Source organism: Pseudomonas sp. TWI923, from assembly GCF_039673365.1.
Classification (GTDB): Bacteria; Pseudomonadota; Gammaproteobacteria; order Pseudomonadales; family Pseudomonadaceae; genus Aquipseudomonas; species Aquipseudomonas sichuanensis.
This window is the reverse complement of sequence record NZ_JBDJLM010000098.1, coordinates 1-16,391: the sequence shown is the minus strand read 5'-3', so window position 1 is coordinate 16,391 and position 16,391 is coordinate 1. Positions and strand designations below refer to the sequence as shown.

The following is a 16,391-nucleotide window of genomic DNA, read 5'->3' as shown; positions in this document are numbered from 1 at the left end:
GGGCTGCGCAGCGGCCCCAGCAATATAAGCCGCACATTTGAGGCCCTTGGGCTGCTTCGCAGCCCTTACGCGGCACAACGCCGCTCCTACACAGGGATCGTACAACCCAGCACACTTGAATCCCATGGAACGTTGACAACCCGATTCTCACTTGATAATAATCGCCACAGTTGTACGACAACACACAACAAAAACAACAATCAGTGAAGAGTCCCATGCCAACATTCCGTTCGCGCACCTCGCGCCCGTTGCTGCACACCCGTCTCCCGATAACGCTCCCCGGCGAACCCTTGCCGCAGGCCCTGGCTACCTAGCGCCTTCTGGCTCGACCTCTCACGCCCTGACGGGCTGAACTGACCCGCCCCTGCCGTTGGCCGCTTGCGCGTGCCCGGCAATCGGCTGCCTCACATTCGGGAGCACAACAACCATGAACATCCGCCAACCCCTGCCTTTCGCCCTGCTCGGCGCCGCCCTGCTCGGCAACCTGCCTGGCGCCAGCCTGGCCGCCGGCTTCGTCGAGGATGCCAAGGCCACCCTGGGCCTGCGCAACTTCTACATCAACCGCAACTTCGTCGACCCGCGCAACCCGCAGAGCAAGGCCGAAGAGTGGACCCAGAGTTTCATCCTCGATGCCCGCTCCGGCTTCACCGAGGGCCCTGTCGGCTTCGGCGCGGATGTGCTGGGGCTGTGGTCGGTGAAGCTCGACGGCGGTGGCGGCACCTATGGCACCGGCCTGCTGCCACGCCACGACGACGGGCGCCCGGCCGACGACTTCGGCCGCCTGGCGGTGGCGGGCAAGGCGCGCATCTCCAAGACCGAACTGAAGATCGGTGAGTGGATGCCGGTGCTGCCGATCCTGCGGGCGGACGATGGTCGCTCGCTGCCGCAGACCTTTCGCGGCGGCCAGCTCACCTCCAGCGAAATCGCCGGCCTGACCCTCTACGGCGGCCAGTTCCGCGGCAACAGCCCGCGCAACGATGCGAGCATGGAAGACATGAGCTACGGCCGTGGCATCTCTGACCGCTTCAACTTCGCCGGCGGCGAGTACAAGTTCAACCAGGACCGCACCCTGATCGGCCTGTGGAACGCGCAGCTCAAGGACGTCTACGAACAGCAATATCTGCAGCTGAGCCACAGCCAGCCACTGGGCAACTGGACCCTGGGCGCCAACCTCGGTTACTTCCAGGGCGGCGAAGACGGCGCCGAGCGCGCCGGCAAACTGAACAACAAGACCTACTCGGGGATGTTCTCGGCACGGGTGGGCGGCAACACCTTCTACGTCGGCCTGCAGAAGGTCAGCGGCGACACCTGGATGCGGGTCAACGGCACCAGTGGCGGCACCCTGGCCAACGACAGCTACAACGCCAGTTTCGACAACGCCAACGAGCGCTCCTGGCAGGTGCGCCATGACTTCAACTTCGTCACCGTCGGTGTGCCGGGGCTGACCCTGATGAACCGCTACATCAGCGGCGACGACGTGCACAGCGGCGCCATCCGCGATGGCAAGGAATGGGTGCGCGAGTCGGAGCTGGCCTACGTAATCCAGAGCGGGGCGTTCAAGGAACTGAGCATCAAGTGGCGCAACTCGAACATCCGCCGCAGCTTCAGCAACAACGAATTCGACGAGAACCGCCTGATCTTCAACTACCCGCTGTCGCTGCTGTGAGTGATTGACAAGCAGCGGAAACGCTGTCGATAATCGCCAAAAGTCATACGACAACATACAACAATTGACGACTGCGAGCCTGCCATGACCACTACCCGCTTCAACCGCCTGCTCCTCACTGGCGCCGCAGGAGGCCTGGGCCAGGTGCTCCGCGAGCGCCTCCAGGGCTGTGCCGAGGTGCTGCGCCTGTCCGATATCAGCCCGATGGCGCCCGCCAGCGGCCCCCACGAAGAGGTGGTGAACTGCGACCTGGCCGACAAGGCTTCAGTGCAGGCACTGGTCGAAGGGGTGGACGCCATCGTCCACTTCGGCGGCGTGTCGGTGGAGCGCTCGTTCGAGGAGATCCTCGGCCCCAACATCTGCGGCGTGTTCCATATCTACGAGGCGGCGCGCAAACACGGGGTCAAGCGCATCATCTTCGCCAGCTCCAACCACACCATCGGCTTCTACAAACAGGACGAGCGCATCGACGCCCATGCCCTGCGCCGGCCCGACAGCTACTACGGGCTGTCCAAGTGCTACGGCGAGGACGTCGCGAGTTTCTACTTCGACCGCTATGGCATCGAGACCGTCAGCATCCGCATCGGCTCGTCGTTCCCCGAGCCGCAGAACCGGCGGATGCTCAGCTCGTGGCTGAGCTATGACGACCTCACCCAACTGATCGAGCGCGGCCTGTTCACCCCGAACGTTGGCCACACCGTGGTCTACGGTGCCTCGGCCAACCCGACGCAGTGGTGGGACAACCGCTACGCCGCGCACCTGGGCTACGCGCCGAAGGACTCCTCCGAGGTGTACCAGGCCAAGGTGCAGGCGCAGCCGATGCCGGCCGCCGATGACCCGGCGATGGTCTACCAGGGTGGCGCCTTCGTCGCTGCCGGGCCCTTCGATTGAGCCACCCAGGGCCAGGAGGCCGTCCATGCACGCAGAACTGATTCTCGACGCCCGCAACGGCACCGGTGAAAGCCCGGTATGGCACCCCGGCGAACAGGCCTTGTACTGGGTCGATATTCCCGCCGGTCAGCTGCACCGCTGGCGGCTGGCGGATGGCGCGCACCAGCGCTGGCAGGCCGATCAAATGCTCGCCTGTATCGCCCCCGGCGCCAGCCCCGAGGGCGGCTGGATCGCCGGCATGCAGAGTGGCCTGTTCCATCTGCAACCCACCGCCCAGGGCACCCTGGTCAGCCGCCCCCTGGCCAGCGTGGCCCATGCTCGTGAAGGCATGCGTTTCAACGACGGGCGCTGCGACCGCCAGGGCCGTTTCTGGGCCGGCACCATGCTGATGGACATGCAGCAAGGCGCCACGGTCGGCGCGCTGTACCGCCACGACGGCGAGGGCCAGCCGCTGCACCTGCAGCAAGACGGCATGATCGTGCCCAACGGCCTGGCCTTCAGCCCCGATGGCAAGCGCATGTACCTGTCCGACTCGCACCCCCAGGTGCAGGCCATCTGGGCCTTCGACTACGACACCGACAGCGGCACCCCCAGCAACCGCCGGCTGTTCGTCGACATGCGCGACTACCCCGGCCGCCCCGACGGCGCCGCCATCGACCAGGATGGCTGCTACTGGATCTGCGGCAACGACGCAGGCCTGGTGCACCGCTTCACCCCCGACGGCAAGCTCGACCGCTCGCTGCCGGTACCGGTGAAGAAGCCGGCCATGTGCGCCTTCGGCGGCCCTGGCCTGGACACGCTGTTCGTCACCTCGATTCGCCCCGCAGGCGTGGACCTTGCCGACCAGCCGCTGGCCGGTGGCGTGTTCGCCCTGAACCCGGGCGTCAAAGGCCTGGAGGAGCCTGCCTGGGGCAACTGAGCCTGCTCTACCGCACTGCCCACACGAACGAAACCAGACAATAACAACACCGGAGTTTCCTCATGACCTTGAAGCACAAGTGGCTACTGGCCGCCCTCCCCTTTGCCCTGTCCATGTCGGTCTCGGCCGCCACCCTGAACATCAAGTTCGCCGAGATCCACCCCAGCGGCTACCCGACCGTGGTCGCCGAGGAACACATGGGCAAGAAACTCGAAGCAGCCAGCAACGGCGCGATCACCTTCAAGATGTTCGCAGGCGGTGTGCTGGGTTCGGAAAAGGAAGTGATCGAGCAGGCGCAGATCGGCGCCGTGCAGATGACCCGCGTGAGCCTGGGCATCGTCGGCCCGGTGGTGCCGGATGTGAACGTGTTCAACATGCCGTTCGTGTTCCGCGACCACGAGCACATGCGCAAGGTCATCGATGGTGAGATCGGCCAGGAAATCCTCGACAAGATCACCAACTCCGACTTCAACCTGGTGGCCCTGGCCTGGATGGACGGCGGCACCCGCAGCCTCTACACGAAAAAGCCGGTGCGCAGCATCGAAGACCTCAAGGGCATGAAGATCCGCGTACAGGGCAACCCGCTGTTTCTCGACATGATGAACGCCATGGGCGGCAACGGCATCGCCATGGACACCGGGGAAATCTTCAGCGCCCTGCAGACCGGGGTGATCGACGGCGCCGAGAACAACCCGCCGACCCTGTTGGAGCACAACCACTACCAGAGCGCCAAGTACTTCACCCTGACCGGCCACCTGATCCTGCCGGAGCCGGTGGTGATGTCCAAGACCACCTGGGAAAAACTCACCCCCGAGCAGCAGACCCTGGTCAAGACCGTCGCCCGTGAGGCGCAAATGGAAGAGCGGGCGCTGTGGGACGCCAAGTCGGCCGCCAGTGAAGCCAAGCTCAAGGCAGCGGGCGTGGAGTTCATCAGCGTCGACAAGAAGCCGTTCTTCGACGCCACCGCCCCGGTGCGGGAAAAGTACGGTGCGCAGTACGCCGACCTGATGAAGCGCATCGCCGAGGTCCAGTAACCCCGGTTCCGTTCCCAGATGACTTCTGCAGGGCGGCACGCGCCGCCCTGCAGCTTCGGTGATGCCTTATGAAAAATTCATTCCTGCGTCTGAACGACGCCCTGTACCGCAGCTGTATCTGGATTGCCGGCCTGTCGATCCTGACCATGACGCTGATCATTCCCTGGGGCATCTTCGCCCGTTACGTGCTGGGCACTGGCTCCAGCTGGCCGGAGCCGGTGGCGATCCTGCTGATGGTGGTGTTCGCCTTCATCGGCGCCGCCGCCAGCTACCGCGCGGGTGCGCACATGGCGGTGGCGATGGTCACCGACCGCCTGCCGCCGGCCCAGCGCAAGGCCGCGGCGCTGCTGGTGCAGCTGCTGATGCTGCTGGTGTGCGTGTTCATGACCTGGTACGGCTACAAGCTGTGCGCGACCACCTGGAAGCAGTTCCTTGCCACCCTGCCATCGGTGCGGGTGGGGCTGACCTATGCGCCGATCCCGATCGGCGGTGCTGTCACCCTGATGTTCGTGCTGGAAAAACTCATCCTGGGCGACCAGAGCCATCGCCAGGTGATGCGCTTTGACGTCGTCGAAGAACACGAAGGAGCGGCATGATGGATGCGTTGATTCTGATAGGCAGCTTCCTCGCGCTGATCCTGCTGGGCATGCCGGTGGCCTATGCCCTGGGCCTGTCGGCGCTGATCGGCGCGTGGTGGATCGACATCCCGCTGCAGGCCATGATGATCCAGGTGGCCAGTGGGGTTAACAAGTTCTCGCTGCTGGCCATTCCGTTCTTCGTGCTGGCCGGCGCGATCATGGCCGAAGGCGGCATGTCGCGGCGGCTGGTGGCGTTCGCCGGGGTGCTGGTGGGCTTCGTGCGCGGCGGCCTGTCGCTGGTCAATATCACCGCGTCAACCTTCTTTGGCGCGATCTCCGGTTCGTCGGTGGCCGACACCGCCTCGGTCGGGTCGGTGCTGATCCCGGAGATGGAACGCAAGGGCTACCCGCGCGAGTTCTCCACCGCCGTCACCGTCAGCGGTTCGGTGCAGGCCCTGCTCACCCCGCCCAGCCACAACTCGGTGCTGTACTCGCTGGCGGCCGGGGGCACGGTGTCGATCGCCTCGCTGTTCATGGCCGGTGTGATGCCCGGGCTGCTGATGAGCGCCGTGCTGATGGGCCTGTGCCTGATCTTCGCGAAAAAGCGCAACTACCCCAAGGGCGAAGTGATCCCGCTGCGCCAGGCCATGAAGATCGCCGGTGAAGCGCTGTGGGGCCTGATGGCGATGGTGATCATCCTCGGCGGCATCCTGTCCGGGATATTCACCGCCACCGAATCGGCGGCGATCGCCGTGGTCTGGTCGTTCTTCGTGACCATGTTCATCTACCGCGACTACAAGTGGCGCGACCTGCCCAAGCTGATGCACCGCACGGTGCGGACCATCTCCATCGTGATGATCCTGATCGGCTTTGCGGCGAGCTTCGGCTACGTCATGACGCTGATGCAGATCCCGTCGAAGATCACCACGCTGTTCCTGACCCTGTCGGACAACCGCTACGTGATCCTGATGTGCATCAACTTCATGTTGCTGCTGCTGGGCGCGGTGATGGACATGGCGCCGCTGATCCTGATCCTTACGCCGATCCTGCTGCCGGTGATCGCCGGCATCGGTGTGGACCCGGTGCACTTCGGCATGATCATGCTGGTCAACCTGGGGATCGGCCTGATCACCCCACCGGTGGGCGCGGTGCTGTTCGTCGGTTCGGCGATCGGCAAGGTCAGTATCGAATCCACGGTCAAGGCGCTGCTGCCGTTCTACCTGGCACTGTTCCTGGTACTGATGGCGGTGACCTACATTCCGGCCATCTCGCTGTGGCTGCCAAGCGTGGTGCTGTAATGCCACAAGGCGGGCCTCGATGGCCCGCCCTTCCCTGCAAACGGACCCTGCATCATGGCTGTCGCCCTCGCTACGCCTCACCTCTTCCCGCGCAAACTGGCGGTAGCGCTGCTGGCGCTGCTGGCCTGTTGCTTCGCCGGCAACCACATTGCCGCGCGCATCGCCTTCGACGACGACACTGGCGTACTACTGGCCATCCTCTGCCGCTCGGGCCTGACCCTGCTGGCCCTGGGTGGCCTGGTGCTGTGGCAGCGCCAGCCGTTGGGGCTACCTGCCGGCTCCTGGCGCTGGCAACTGCTGCTGGGCCTGCTGATCGCCACCCAGAGCCTGTGCCTGTACTCGGCCGTGGCGCGTATTCCGGTGGCCCTGGCACTGCTGGTGGGCAACACCTTCCCGATCCTGCTGGCGCTGCTGAGCTGGGCCCTCGGCGGGCCGCGGCCGACCCGGCGCACTGCGGTCTTGATGGGTTTGATCCTGTTCGGCCTGGTGCTGGCGCTGGATGTGCCCTCTCGCTTGAATGGCAGCGCCGAGGCCAACCCGGACTGGGCCCTGGGGGTAAGCCTGGCGTTCTGCGCGGCCTGTGTATTCGCCTGCGCCCTGTGGATCACCGACCACAAGCTGGCCGGCGTTCGCGGCCCGGTGCGCAGCATGCTGACCCTGCTGATCGTGTTCGCCAGCATGCTGCTGGCAGGCTCCGGCGGCCTGGTACCGGCCGGGCTGGCGCTGCCGGGCAGCAGCGGCGGCTGGCTGGCCCTGGCGAGCCTGGTGGTGCTGTACGGCACGGCCTTCACCCTGCTGTTCGTGTGCATGCCTCGGCTGAACATGGCGCAGAACGCCCCGGTGATGAACATCGAGCCGATCGCCACCCTGCTGCTGGGCTGGGCCCTGCTCGGCCAGCAACTCAATACCCTGCAGCTGCTCGGCGCCGCCGTGGTGGTATGCGGGATCGTCCTGTTGACCTACCGCAAGGCGGGTTGAAACCGCCTGCACCTTCGGAGCGCCGCAATGCCTGTGCCTGAACTGCACCTGCAAGACCGTCTGACCCGCCTGAGCCTGGCGCCCACCCTGGGCGCCAGCCTGATCAACTGGCAGGCCAAGGCCAGCGGCCAGGCGCTGCTGCGCCACAGCAACAGCGCCGCGCTGGCCAGCGGCTCACCACGACGCCTGGGCTGCTACCTGCTGGCGCCCTGGTCGAACCGCATCGCTGAGGGCGGCTTTCAGTGCCCTGATGGCTGGCTGGCATTGGCGCCCAATACCGACCATGACCCCTACCCTATCCATGGCAGTGCCTGGCAGCAGCCGTGGCAAGTCGACAGCGTGGATGACGGCCATGCCCGCCTGAGCCTGGACAGCCAGATGCCCTTTGCTTACCGCGCGACCCTGGACGTACGCCTGGATGAAGGTTGCCTGAGCCTTGAGCTGGAAGTGACCCACCTCGACCCACTGCCGACCTGGCATGGGCTGGGGTTTCACCCGTACTTTCCGCGCTTTGCCGACACCCGCTTGCTGGCGCCCGCGCAGCAGGTGTGGGTGGGAGATGAGGGGCAGTTGCCCTCGCGCCAGGCCACGATCCCGCCGCAGTGGTGTTTCGACACGCCGCAGGTATTGCCCAGCGATGGTGTCGATCATGCCTTCAGCGGTTGGCAAGGCACCTGCTGCATTGTCCAGCCGACCGCGGGTTATCGCCTCGATTGCCATGCCAGGGGTGCCGATCACTACCTGCTGTACTGCCCCAAGGACCAGGGGTTCTTCTGCATCGAGCCGGTCAGCCACCCGATCAACGCCCATCACCTGCCCGATCGGCCCGGCTTGCGGCTGCTGCGCCAACATGAACAACTGCACCTGGGTTTCAGCTTGCAGTACCGGGCACTTGGCACCGACTGAAAACGCCAAAGGGGCTGCAAGCAGCCCCTTTGATCCATCGCAACGGGGTTAACGGCCCGTGCCGAGCACCACCTGCGCCGCTGTCGGTGCCGCCTCACGGGGTTCGCTGCGCAGCTCGCGCGCCAGGTTCCACACCACCACCGCAGCAATGATGTCGAACGCCGCCAGCACCACGAACAGCGGGCTGTAGCCGATCTGCGTGACCAGGATGCCGAACACCAGGGTGAACACCGCAGCCCCCAGGTAGCCGAACATGCCGCCCATGCCGGTGGCGGTGGCCACCTGGTCTTTGCTGAACGAGTCGGAGGTGATCGAGTACAGCGCGCCGGACAATGTCTGGTGCGCAAAGCCGCCGATGCACAGCAGCAGAATTGCCGTGTACGGGCTTTCCACCAGGCCGATGCACGCCGGGCCGATCATGCAGCTGGCGCCGAACACCAGGACCATCTTGCGCGAGGTGAACAGCGACACCTTGCAGTAGCGGTGGAACAGCGGGCTCAGGTACCCGCCCAGCACGCAGCCGATGTCCGCGGCCAGGAACGGCAGCCAGGCGAACATCGCCACTTCCTTGATGTTCATGTGCCGCTCGGTCATCAGGTACAGCGGGATCCAGGCGTTGAAGGTCTGCCAGGCCGGCTCGGAGAGAATCCGCGCCGAGGCGATGGCGTAGAAGTTGCGTTCCTTGAAGATGCGCTTCCAGGCGCCCTTGACCCGCGCTTGCTGTTTGAAGTGGGCTTCCTGGCCGGACAGGATGTAGTCGCGCTCCGCGGCACTCAGGCGCTTCTGGTCCTTGGGGTGCTTGTACAGCAGCATCCACAGCAGGGTCCAGACGATCCCCGAGACGCCGACGATGACGAACGCCAGTTGCCAGCCGCTGTGCAGGATGGCCCAGACCACCAGCGGCGGTGCCAGCAAGGCGCCGAGCGAAGAACCGATGTTGAACCAGCCGATGGCGACCGAACGCTCCTTGGCCGGGAACCATTCGGTGGTGGCCTTGACGCCGGCAGGCAGGCCGGCCGCTTCGGTCATCCCCAACAGCCCGCGCATGAACGCCAGACTTTGCCAGCCGCTGGCCAGCGCCGCCCCGGCACAGGCCAGCGACCAGGCCAGGGCGAACACCGCAAAGCCCAGCTTGGTACCAATGAAGTCGATGACCCAGCCGGCGATGGGTTGCATCAGGGCGTAGCAGATCTGCCAGGTGGCGACGATCTTGGCGTATTGCTCGGTGCTGATGGAGAGGTCGGACATCAAGGTGGGGGCAGCCACCGAGAGGGTGTTGCGGGCGAGGTAGTTGACGACCAACCCAGCTGTAACAAGGCTGACCATCCACCAACGGATGCCTTTTATGCTCATGGATCACCTGAATTATTTTTAGAGTTGCTGGTGATTGCCTGTGGTCGCCCGGGCGACTTGAGACAAATTGTTTCAGGCGCAAGATTGCCATGTCATAGGTCGTCGTACAACAATTTTAAGTTGTCATGTGCGCGTATTTGCCTGTGATCGAGCTATATCAGGGCTTACCTATGCTTAGCGGGGAAAATTTGGGTGGCCTAGCACCATGGTTGTACGACGTCACGAGTTCAACTCAGGTGCTGCTGAGCACGCAGGTGTTCGGCCAGCATGTCGATGAAGGTGCGTACCTTGGTCGAGCCGTACTTGCTCTCGCGGTGCAGCACATGGATCGGCCAGGGCGCTTCTTCGTACTCGGCAAGGATCACCTGCAGCCGCCCGGCCGCCAGCTCGTCGGCCACCTGGTAGGACAGCAGCCGGGCGATACCCAGCCCGGCACTGGCGGCGGCGATGGCCGCGTCGTTGCTGGTCACGGTCAGGCGTGGCTTCATGCGGATCAGGGTCGGGTCGTCGATGGCGCCGAAGCGCCAGTCGGTGCGTGGCGAGAGAACGCCGGCAGCGATGATCGCGTGGCCTTGCAGCTCGCTCGGGTGGCGTGGGGTGCCGTGTTGTTCGAGATACGCCGGCGAGGCGCACAGCAGCCTGCGCATGCTACCCACGCGCAGGGCCTTGAGGCCGGAGTCGGGTAGCTGGCCGATGCGTACCGCCACATCCATGCCCTCCTCCACCAGGTTCACCACCCGGTCGAGGAAATAGGCCGATACGTCCACCTCGGGGTACTGCTGCAGGTAGCGGACGATGCAGGGCATGACGAACTTCTTGCCGAACAGGATCGGCGCGGTCACGGCCAGGTCGCCCTTGGGCGCGGCATTGATGCCGGCGGCCGCTTCGTTGGCTTCGATGATACTGGCGAGGATATGCCGGGTGTCTTCCAGGTAGCGCCCGCCGGCTTCGGTCAGGCGCACGCTGCGGGTGGTGCGCAGCAGCAGCTTGACCCCGAGTTGCTCTTCCAGGGCCGTGACGGCTCGGGTCACTGCTGCAGGCGATATCGCCAGGCGACGGGCAGCGGCGGCGAAGCTTTCCAGTTCGCCGACGGCGACGAACACCTTCATCAGGTGGATCTGGTCCATGCGGGCTCCTGGGCCTCGGGGGTGCGGGGGATTATCTGTTATAGCGGGGTTTTGTGCTGGCTTCACCGGCCCCATCGCCGACAAGCCGGCTCCCACATGAATGGCGCATGGCTTGGGCTCATTCGGTCTGTGTGGGAGCCGGCTTGCCGGCGATGGGGCCGGTACGGCCAGCCTCACAGCTCCAGTACCAACGGCTGCGCACCGTCATCCGGCTGGGCCGGCACCGCGCAGCAGATCAGCACAGTGCCGCTGTCGGGCAGCTCGGCAGGCGGGTTGGGGTAATGCACCTGGCCACTGACCACGCGGGTTTTGCAGGTACCACAGGAGCCGCCCCGGCAACTGAAATCCGGTGACAGGCCTCGGCGTTCTGCCAACTCCAGCAGCGTGCCGCTGTCGGGCGCCCAGCGGGCTTCCTTGGCGGAGCTGGCGAAGTACACCGGCACCGGCTGGGTGGCGGCCGGGGGCTGTTGCAGCACGGGTTGCCGGTCGTCGGTATGGCGGCGCAGGGTCGAGGGGCCGAACGCCTCGGCGTGGATGCGTGCGTCGGGCACATGCAGCGCACGCAGGCCTTCGTACAGGTCCTGGGTGAAACTGGCCGGGCCGCACAGGTAGAAGTCATAGTCGTCCAGCGCCAGTGCGGCCTTGACCTGAACGATGCCCAGGCGGCCGGCGAACTCGAAATCGCGGCCAGGTACGGCATCGGCTTCGGGCTGGCTCAGGGCGCGGTGGATAGCCAGCAGGTCACCGGCCTGCTGCTTGAGTAGGGCGAGCTCCTGCCGGAACGGCAGCTCGGCCAGGCTGCGCCCGCCGTGGAACAGGTGGATACGCCTGCCCTGCCCGCTGCTTAGTTGCTCGCGGAGCATGGCCATCAGCGGTGTGATGCCGACCCCGGCGCCGATCAGCACAAGGGGCCGCTGGCTCTGTTGGTCGAGGGTGAAATTGCCCATGGGCGGGCGCACCTGCAGTACGTCACCGACCTTCAAGCGCTCATGCAGGTGTCGCGAAGCCGGGCCTTGGGCCTTGACGCTGATGCGCAGGTAACCGTCGGAGGGCGCGCTGGAAAGGCTGTAGGTGCGGACCAGCGGCGCCTCGCCGTCGAGTTGCAGGCGCATAGGGATGTGCTGCCCTGGGGCAAAGGGCACGGGCTTGCCATCATCGGGCTGTAGATAGAACGAGCGGATGTCGCGGCTTTCCTGTTCGATACGCTCCACCCGCCAGGCCAGCCACTGGCGCTGCCGCTCACGCTGTTGCAGGCGCTGCTCGGCCTCGGCCCAGGTGCCGGTCGCAAGGCTAGTCGGGGCATATTCCTGGAAGGCCCAGCGCAGCGACAGCGCTGCCGGGCGCAGCACCACTTGCTCGACGTCCAGCGCCCAGAGCCGCTCGGCGCCTTCGAATGCACTGATCAGCGGGCTGTCGAGCATCACCTCGGTGCGGCCGGACAGCTGCAATACATTGCCGGTAACGAAATCGACGAACAGCAGGCCGGCAACCGGGTTCACCAGCAGGTTGCCGAGGGTATTGAAATGCAGGTTGCCGGCGTAGTCGGGGATGGTCAGCCGGTTGCCTTCGACCTTGACGAAACCCGGGCGGCCGCCGCGATGGGACACGTCCACCGAGCGCCGGCCATCGTCATGTTCGACGTAACTGGCGACGAAGAAGGTGTCGGCGCCTTCGATCATCGCCCGGGTTCGAGCATCGAGTGCCGTTGCATCCTGGCGCCCCTGTGAGGGCTCATCGACACGGGTGTATTCGCGCAACTGAATGTACTGCGGGCAGTTGCCGAACGATTGTTCGACCGCCACCTCCAGCAGCCCCCCTGCGACGCGGCGGGCCTGGCCGTTGAGGCGATTGCGCCGGCGGGTGTGCAGCTCGATCCCCAGCAGGCCGATGGCGCCACCCTGGGCCAGGCCAGGCGTGGCGGGATCGTCGCTGGCCAGCTCAGTGTCGATCAGCAGTTGCTTCGGATCGGGCGAACTGACGAAGCCTTCCGAGCCTTCGAGCAGGGTTGCCCAGGGTTTACCCTGCGCATCCACGGCACCGGCCACGATGAACGGCAACTGGTGGTAGAACACCCGATGCTGGTCAGGCATATGGTCGCGAATGACTTTCTGCCCGAACGCCTCCATGCGCTCGGCAACGCCGACTTGCTCCTGCAGTCGTTTTTCACCTTCGTGCCAGGGAGAGCGCATGGCGGCATTCCTCAGGGGTTACAGCGTGGTCTGCAGGCCGATGACCGTGCGCGGCATCGGCACGAACCCGGGCAGCGCTTCGATGCGGGCAAGCCAGGCGCGCACATTCGGGTAGGGTTCCAGCGACACATTGCCCTCTGGCGCGTGGGCGATGTAGGAGTAGTTGGCGATATCGGCGATGGTCGCCTCGCTGCCCACCAGGAACAGGCGCTGGGCCAGTTCGGCATCGATGACCTTGAGCAGGGTGTGGGCGCGGCCGATTACCTCGTCGGTGTTGAACGAGGCGCCGAATACCGTGACCAGCCGGGCGGCGGCAGGGCCGAAGGCCAGGGGACCGGCGGCCACCGACAGCCAGCGCTGCACGCGGGCGGCACCGACCGGGTCCTGGGGCAGCCAGCGTTCACCGCCGTAGGCCTTGGCCAGGTACACCAGAATCGCGTTGGAATCGGCGATCACGGTGCCGTTGTCGTCGATCACCGGCACTTGGCCGAACGGGTTGAGGGCGAGGAAATCGGGTTGCTTGTGCGCGCCCTTGGCGAGGTCGACGAACACCAGTTCGGTGGGCAGGTTCAGCAGCGACAACATCAGCTCGATGCGGTGGGCATGGCCGGACTTGGGGAAGTTGTAGAGTTTGATCGGGGTTGGCATGTGCTTGGCTCCGGATCAGCGCCGGGAGTGGCGCTGCTGGAGAACATGCTGCACTGGATCGGTTGGCAGCAGAATGAGTGCCGCAAGCAATCCAGTATTTCGGCAGGTGGAATAATCAGCCCCGCGAAGGCCTTAATGACGCTGCTGTTTCTGATACTGGTACAACCCTCGCGCCGCCTCCACTACCTGCGGCACACAGGCCTGGAGTTCATCGAAACTCATCGAGTCGAGCAACTCGAAGTTGTCTTCCAGGCCATGCAGCGAGATGGCCTTGAGCAGACGGTCCTGCTCCGGCGGCAGCGCGCTCCATTCGGCGACTTGCGTGCCGCGCATGTAGCCGAAGCACCACTCTTCGAGAATGATCGCCGGCCCTCCTTCATCTTCGCTCTCTTCGAACAATGGCTCGAAGTCGGCAAGGTTGTCGGCCAGCTCTTCCGCGATCTGGCTGGCGTAGCGCAGCATCAGCGCGGTGTAGGCCTCTTCATGGGCGGGCTTCTTGAATTTCGGGACCTTGCCGCCTGAAACGGCAGGCAGCCAAATTTCCGGATTGACCTGGGTCGGCGAGCTGGCCAGGGCGGTGAACAGGCCGTTGAGCTCGGCCAGGTTGATGACCGAATAGTCGTTGCCGTAAGTGATCAGCAGGTCTTCGAGGCGGTCGAGTTCTTTTTCGCTGAGCGGGGGGAGCATGGGTGGGGTGTCCTGGGAAAGGAAATTTGGGTGAACCCTAACACATGGAAGTAGCGGCTTATAAACGATCGCGGGGCAAGCCCGCTCCCACGTGTCTGACAACGTGGGAGCGGGCTTGCCCCGCGATGAGGGTGCTACGGTTTAGACCGCCAGCGCGCGCTCACGCAGCTCGCTGTTGAGGATGCGGTCGTTCTCGCTGTAGTCGACCGGGCAGTCGATCACGTGCACGCCTGGGGTCTTGATGCAGTGCTCCAGCAGCGGCAGGAAGCCTTCGGCGCTTTCCACACGGTGGCCGTTGGCACCGTAGGCTTCGGCGTATTTGACGAAGTCCGGGTTGCCGTAGTCCAGGCCGAAATCGGTGAAGCCCATGTTGGCCTGCTTCCAGCGGATCATGCCGTAGCCGTCGTCACGCAGGATCACCACGGTCAGGTGCATGCCCAGACGGACTGCGGTTTCCAGCTCCTGGCTGTTCATCATGAAGCCGCCATCGCCGCACACCGAGATCACCGGGCGATCCGGGTACACCAGGTGCGCCGCCATGGCCGACGGCAGGCCGGCGCCCATGGTCGCCAGGGCGTTGTCGAGCAGCACGGTGTTGGGCTTGTGCGCCTTGTAGTTACGGGCGAACCAGATCTTGTAGATGCCGTTGTCCAGGGCAACGATGCCTTCGGACGGCAGCACGCGACGGATATCGGCGACCATGCGCTGCGGGTAGACCGGGAAGCGGTTGTCGTCGGCGCCTTCGGCGATCTGCGCTTCGTTGGCTTCGCGGATGGCCAGCAGGCGGGTGAAGTCCCAGTGGCTGGTGTCGGTCAGGGCTTCGCTGATCTGCCACACGGCGTTGGCGATGTCGCCAATCACTTCCACCTGCGGGAAGTACACGGCGTCCACTTCGGCGGAGCGGAAGCTCACGTGGATCACTTCGGTGCCGCCACGAACCATGAAGAACGGTGGTTTCTCGATCACGTCGTGGCCGATGTTGACGATCAGGTCGGCGGCTTCGACGGCGCGGTGCACGAAATCGCCGGAGGACAGCGCGGCGTTGCCCAGGAAGCGTGGGTGACGCTCGTCGACCACACCTTTACCCATCTGGGTGGTGATGAACGGGATGCCGGTCTTGTCGATCAGTTGCTTGAGGACCTTGGCGGTCATCTTGCGGTTGGCACCGGCGCCGATCACCAGGATCGGGTTACGGGCGTTCTTCAGTTTCTCGACGGCGGCTTCGATGGCCACATGCTCGGCCAGCGGGCGGCGGTGCAGGCTGCGCGGGATCGGCAGTGCGTCGGTCTGCTCGGCAGCGATGTCTTCCGGCAGTTCCAGGTGCACGGCACCCGGCTTCTCTTCTTCGGCCAGACGGAAGGCTTCACGCATGCGGGCCGGGATGTTGTCGGCCGAAGCGAACTGGTGAGTGTACTTGGTGATGGGGTCCATCATGCCGCACACGTCGATGATCTGGAAACGGCCCTGCTTGGACTTCTTGATCGGCTTCTGGCCGGTGATCATCATCATCGGCATACCGCCGAGGTAGGCATAGGCGCTGGCGGTCACCAGGTTGGTGGCGCCGGGGCCGAGGGTCGACAGGCTGACGCCGGTCTTGCCGGTCAGGCGGCCATAAGTGGCAGCCATGAAGCCTGCGGACTGCTCATGGCGGGTCAGTACCAGCTTGATCTTCGATTTGCGCAGGGACTCGAGCAGGTCGAGGTTCTCCTCGCCGGGGATGCCGAACACATACTCGACACCTTCGTTTTCCAGGCATTGCACAACGACATCGGCGGCCTTGGCCATTTTGCTTCTTACCTCAGTGTATAGGGCGGTGGAGGTCCAGAAATGCGCAGCACGGTACGCTGGCATCGCTCTGTCCGGGTGCGAGGATTGCCCCGAACCTAAGTCTTGACGCAGGGTCGATGCGAGAAAGTCACGTCATCGGACGGTAATAATTGTCGCACCCCTGGCGCCGCCTGCAGAGCTATCCGAGGCGCAAAAGACCTTTGCCTTGAACCGAGGTGGGAAGAATTAAAAGCCGGAAAAGACAAAACCCCTACCTGCATGCGCAGATAGGGGTTTTGCGAAATGAATCTTGACGATGACCTACTCTCACATGGGGAAACCCCACACTA

General features: G+C 64.7%; 14 protein-coding genes. 8 read left to right on the top strand and 6 right to left on the bottom strand.

What is annotated here, in order from left to right; translation table 11 throughout:
* Positions 1–427 precede the first annotated feature (427 nt).
* The 8 genes from ABE459_RS23730 (at position 428) to ABE459_RS23695 (ending at position 8,270) form a co-directional block, all read left to right on the top strand.
* Positions 428–1,666 carry an OprD family porin gene (locus tag ABE459_RS23730; RefSeq protein ID WP_323833789.1) on the top strand — a complete coding sequence of 413 codons (1,239 nt, stop codon included), beginning with the start codon at positions 428–430 and terminating at the stop codon, positions 1,664–1,666.
* Between the two features lie 84 nt (positions 1,667–1,750).
* A complete protein-coding gene (locus tag ABE459_RS23725; RefSeq protein WP_125462945.1) occupies positions 1,751–2,557 on the top strand; it encodes an NAD(P)-dependent oxidoreductase in 807 nt (268 codons plus the stop codon).
* A gap of 25 nt (positions 2,558–2,582) precedes the next feature.
* A complete protein-coding gene (locus ABE459_RS23720) occupies positions 2,583–3,476 on the top strand; it encodes an SMP-30/gluconolactonase/LRE family protein (protein WP_323833787.1) in 894 nt (297 codons plus the stop codon).
* Positions 3,477–3,538: 62 nt separating this feature from the next.
* A complete protein-coding gene (locus ABE459_RS23715; RefSeq protein WP_125462943.1) occupies positions 3,539–4,510 on the top strand; it encodes a TRAP transporter substrate-binding protein in 972 nt (323 codons plus the stop codon).
* Positions 4,511–4,578: 68 nt separating this feature from the next.
* Positions 4,579–5,106, top strand: a complete 528-nt coding sequence (locus tag ABE459_RS23710; protein WP_125462942.1) for a TRAP transporter small permease — start codon at positions 4,579–4,581, stop codon at positions 5,104–5,106.
* On the top strand, positions 5,106–6,386 hold the full coding sequence (locus ABE459_RS23705) for a TRAP transporter large permease (protein ID WP_323833784.1): 1,281 nt from the start codon (positions 5,106–5,108) through the stop codon (positions 6,384–6,386). Before ABE459_RS23710 ends, ABE459_RS23705 begins: the two co-directional genes overlap by 1 nt.
* A 54-nt stretch (positions 6,387–6,440) precedes the next feature.
* The gene (locus ABE459_RS23700) at positions 6,441–7,364 is read left to right on the top strand and encodes a DMT family transporter (RefSeq protein ID WP_323833782.1); all 924 of its coding nucleotides are present in this window, start codon (positions 6,441–6,443) and stop codon (positions 7,362–7,364) included.
* 27 nt (positions 7,365–7,391) lie between these two features.
* Positions 7,392–8,270 carry an aldose 1-epimerase gene (locus ABE459_RS23695; RefSeq protein ID WP_323833780.1) on the top strand — a complete coding sequence of 293 codons (879 nt, stop codon included), beginning with the start codon at positions 7,392–7,394 and terminating at the stop codon, positions 8,268–8,270.
* A gap of 48 nt (positions 8,271–8,318) precedes the next feature.
* Here the strand turns inward: ABE459_RS23695 and ABE459_RS23690 are convergent, their stop codons facing one another.
* The 6 genes from ABE459_RS23690 to ABE459_RS23665 all read right to left on the bottom strand — a co-directional run bounded on the left by ABE459_RS23690 (position 8,319) and on the right by ABE459_RS23665 (position 16,059).
* Positions 8,319–9,623 carry an MFS transporter gene (locus ABE459_RS23690; RefSeq protein WP_323833778.1) on the bottom strand — a complete coding sequence of 435 codons (1,305 nt, stop codon included), beginning with the start codon at positions 9,621–9,623 and terminating at the stop codon, positions 8,319–8,321.
* 227 nt (positions 9,624–9,850) lie between these two features.
* Complete coding sequence (locus ABE459_RS23685) at positions 9,851–10,750, bottom strand: LysR family transcriptional regulator (protein ID WP_125462937.1); 900 nt, start codon at positions 10,748–10,750, stop codon at positions 9,851–9,853.
* Between the two features lie 173 nt (positions 10,751–10,923).
* Positions 10,924–12,939, bottom strand: coding sequence for a pyridoxamine 5'-phosphate oxidase family protein (locus ABE459_RS23680; RefSeq protein WP_323833775.1), 2,016 nt, complete (start codon positions 12,937–12,939; stop codon positions 10,924–10,926).
* An 18-nt stretch (positions 12,940–12,957) separates the two neighbouring features.
* Positions 12,958–13,587: a glutathione S-transferase gene (locus ABE459_RS23675; RefSeq protein WP_323833773.1), complete on the bottom strand. Its 630-nt coding sequence runs from the start codon at positions 13,585–13,587 to the stop codon at positions 12,958–12,960.
* A gap of 132 nt (positions 13,588–13,719) precedes the next feature.
* Positions 13,720–14,274 (bottom strand): UPF0149 family protein, encoded by a 555-nt coding sequence (locus ABE459_RS23670; RefSeq protein WP_323833771.1) that lies wholly within the window; start codon positions 14,272–14,274, stop codon positions 13,720–13,722.
* A gap of 141 nt (positions 14,275–14,415) precedes the next feature.
* Positions 14,416–16,059, bottom strand: coding sequence for an acetolactate synthase large subunit (locus ABE459_RS23665; RefSeq protein ID WP_125462933.1), 1,644 nt, complete (start codon positions 16,057–16,059; stop codon positions 14,416–14,418).
* Positions 16,060–16,391: the final 332 nt, after the last annotated feature.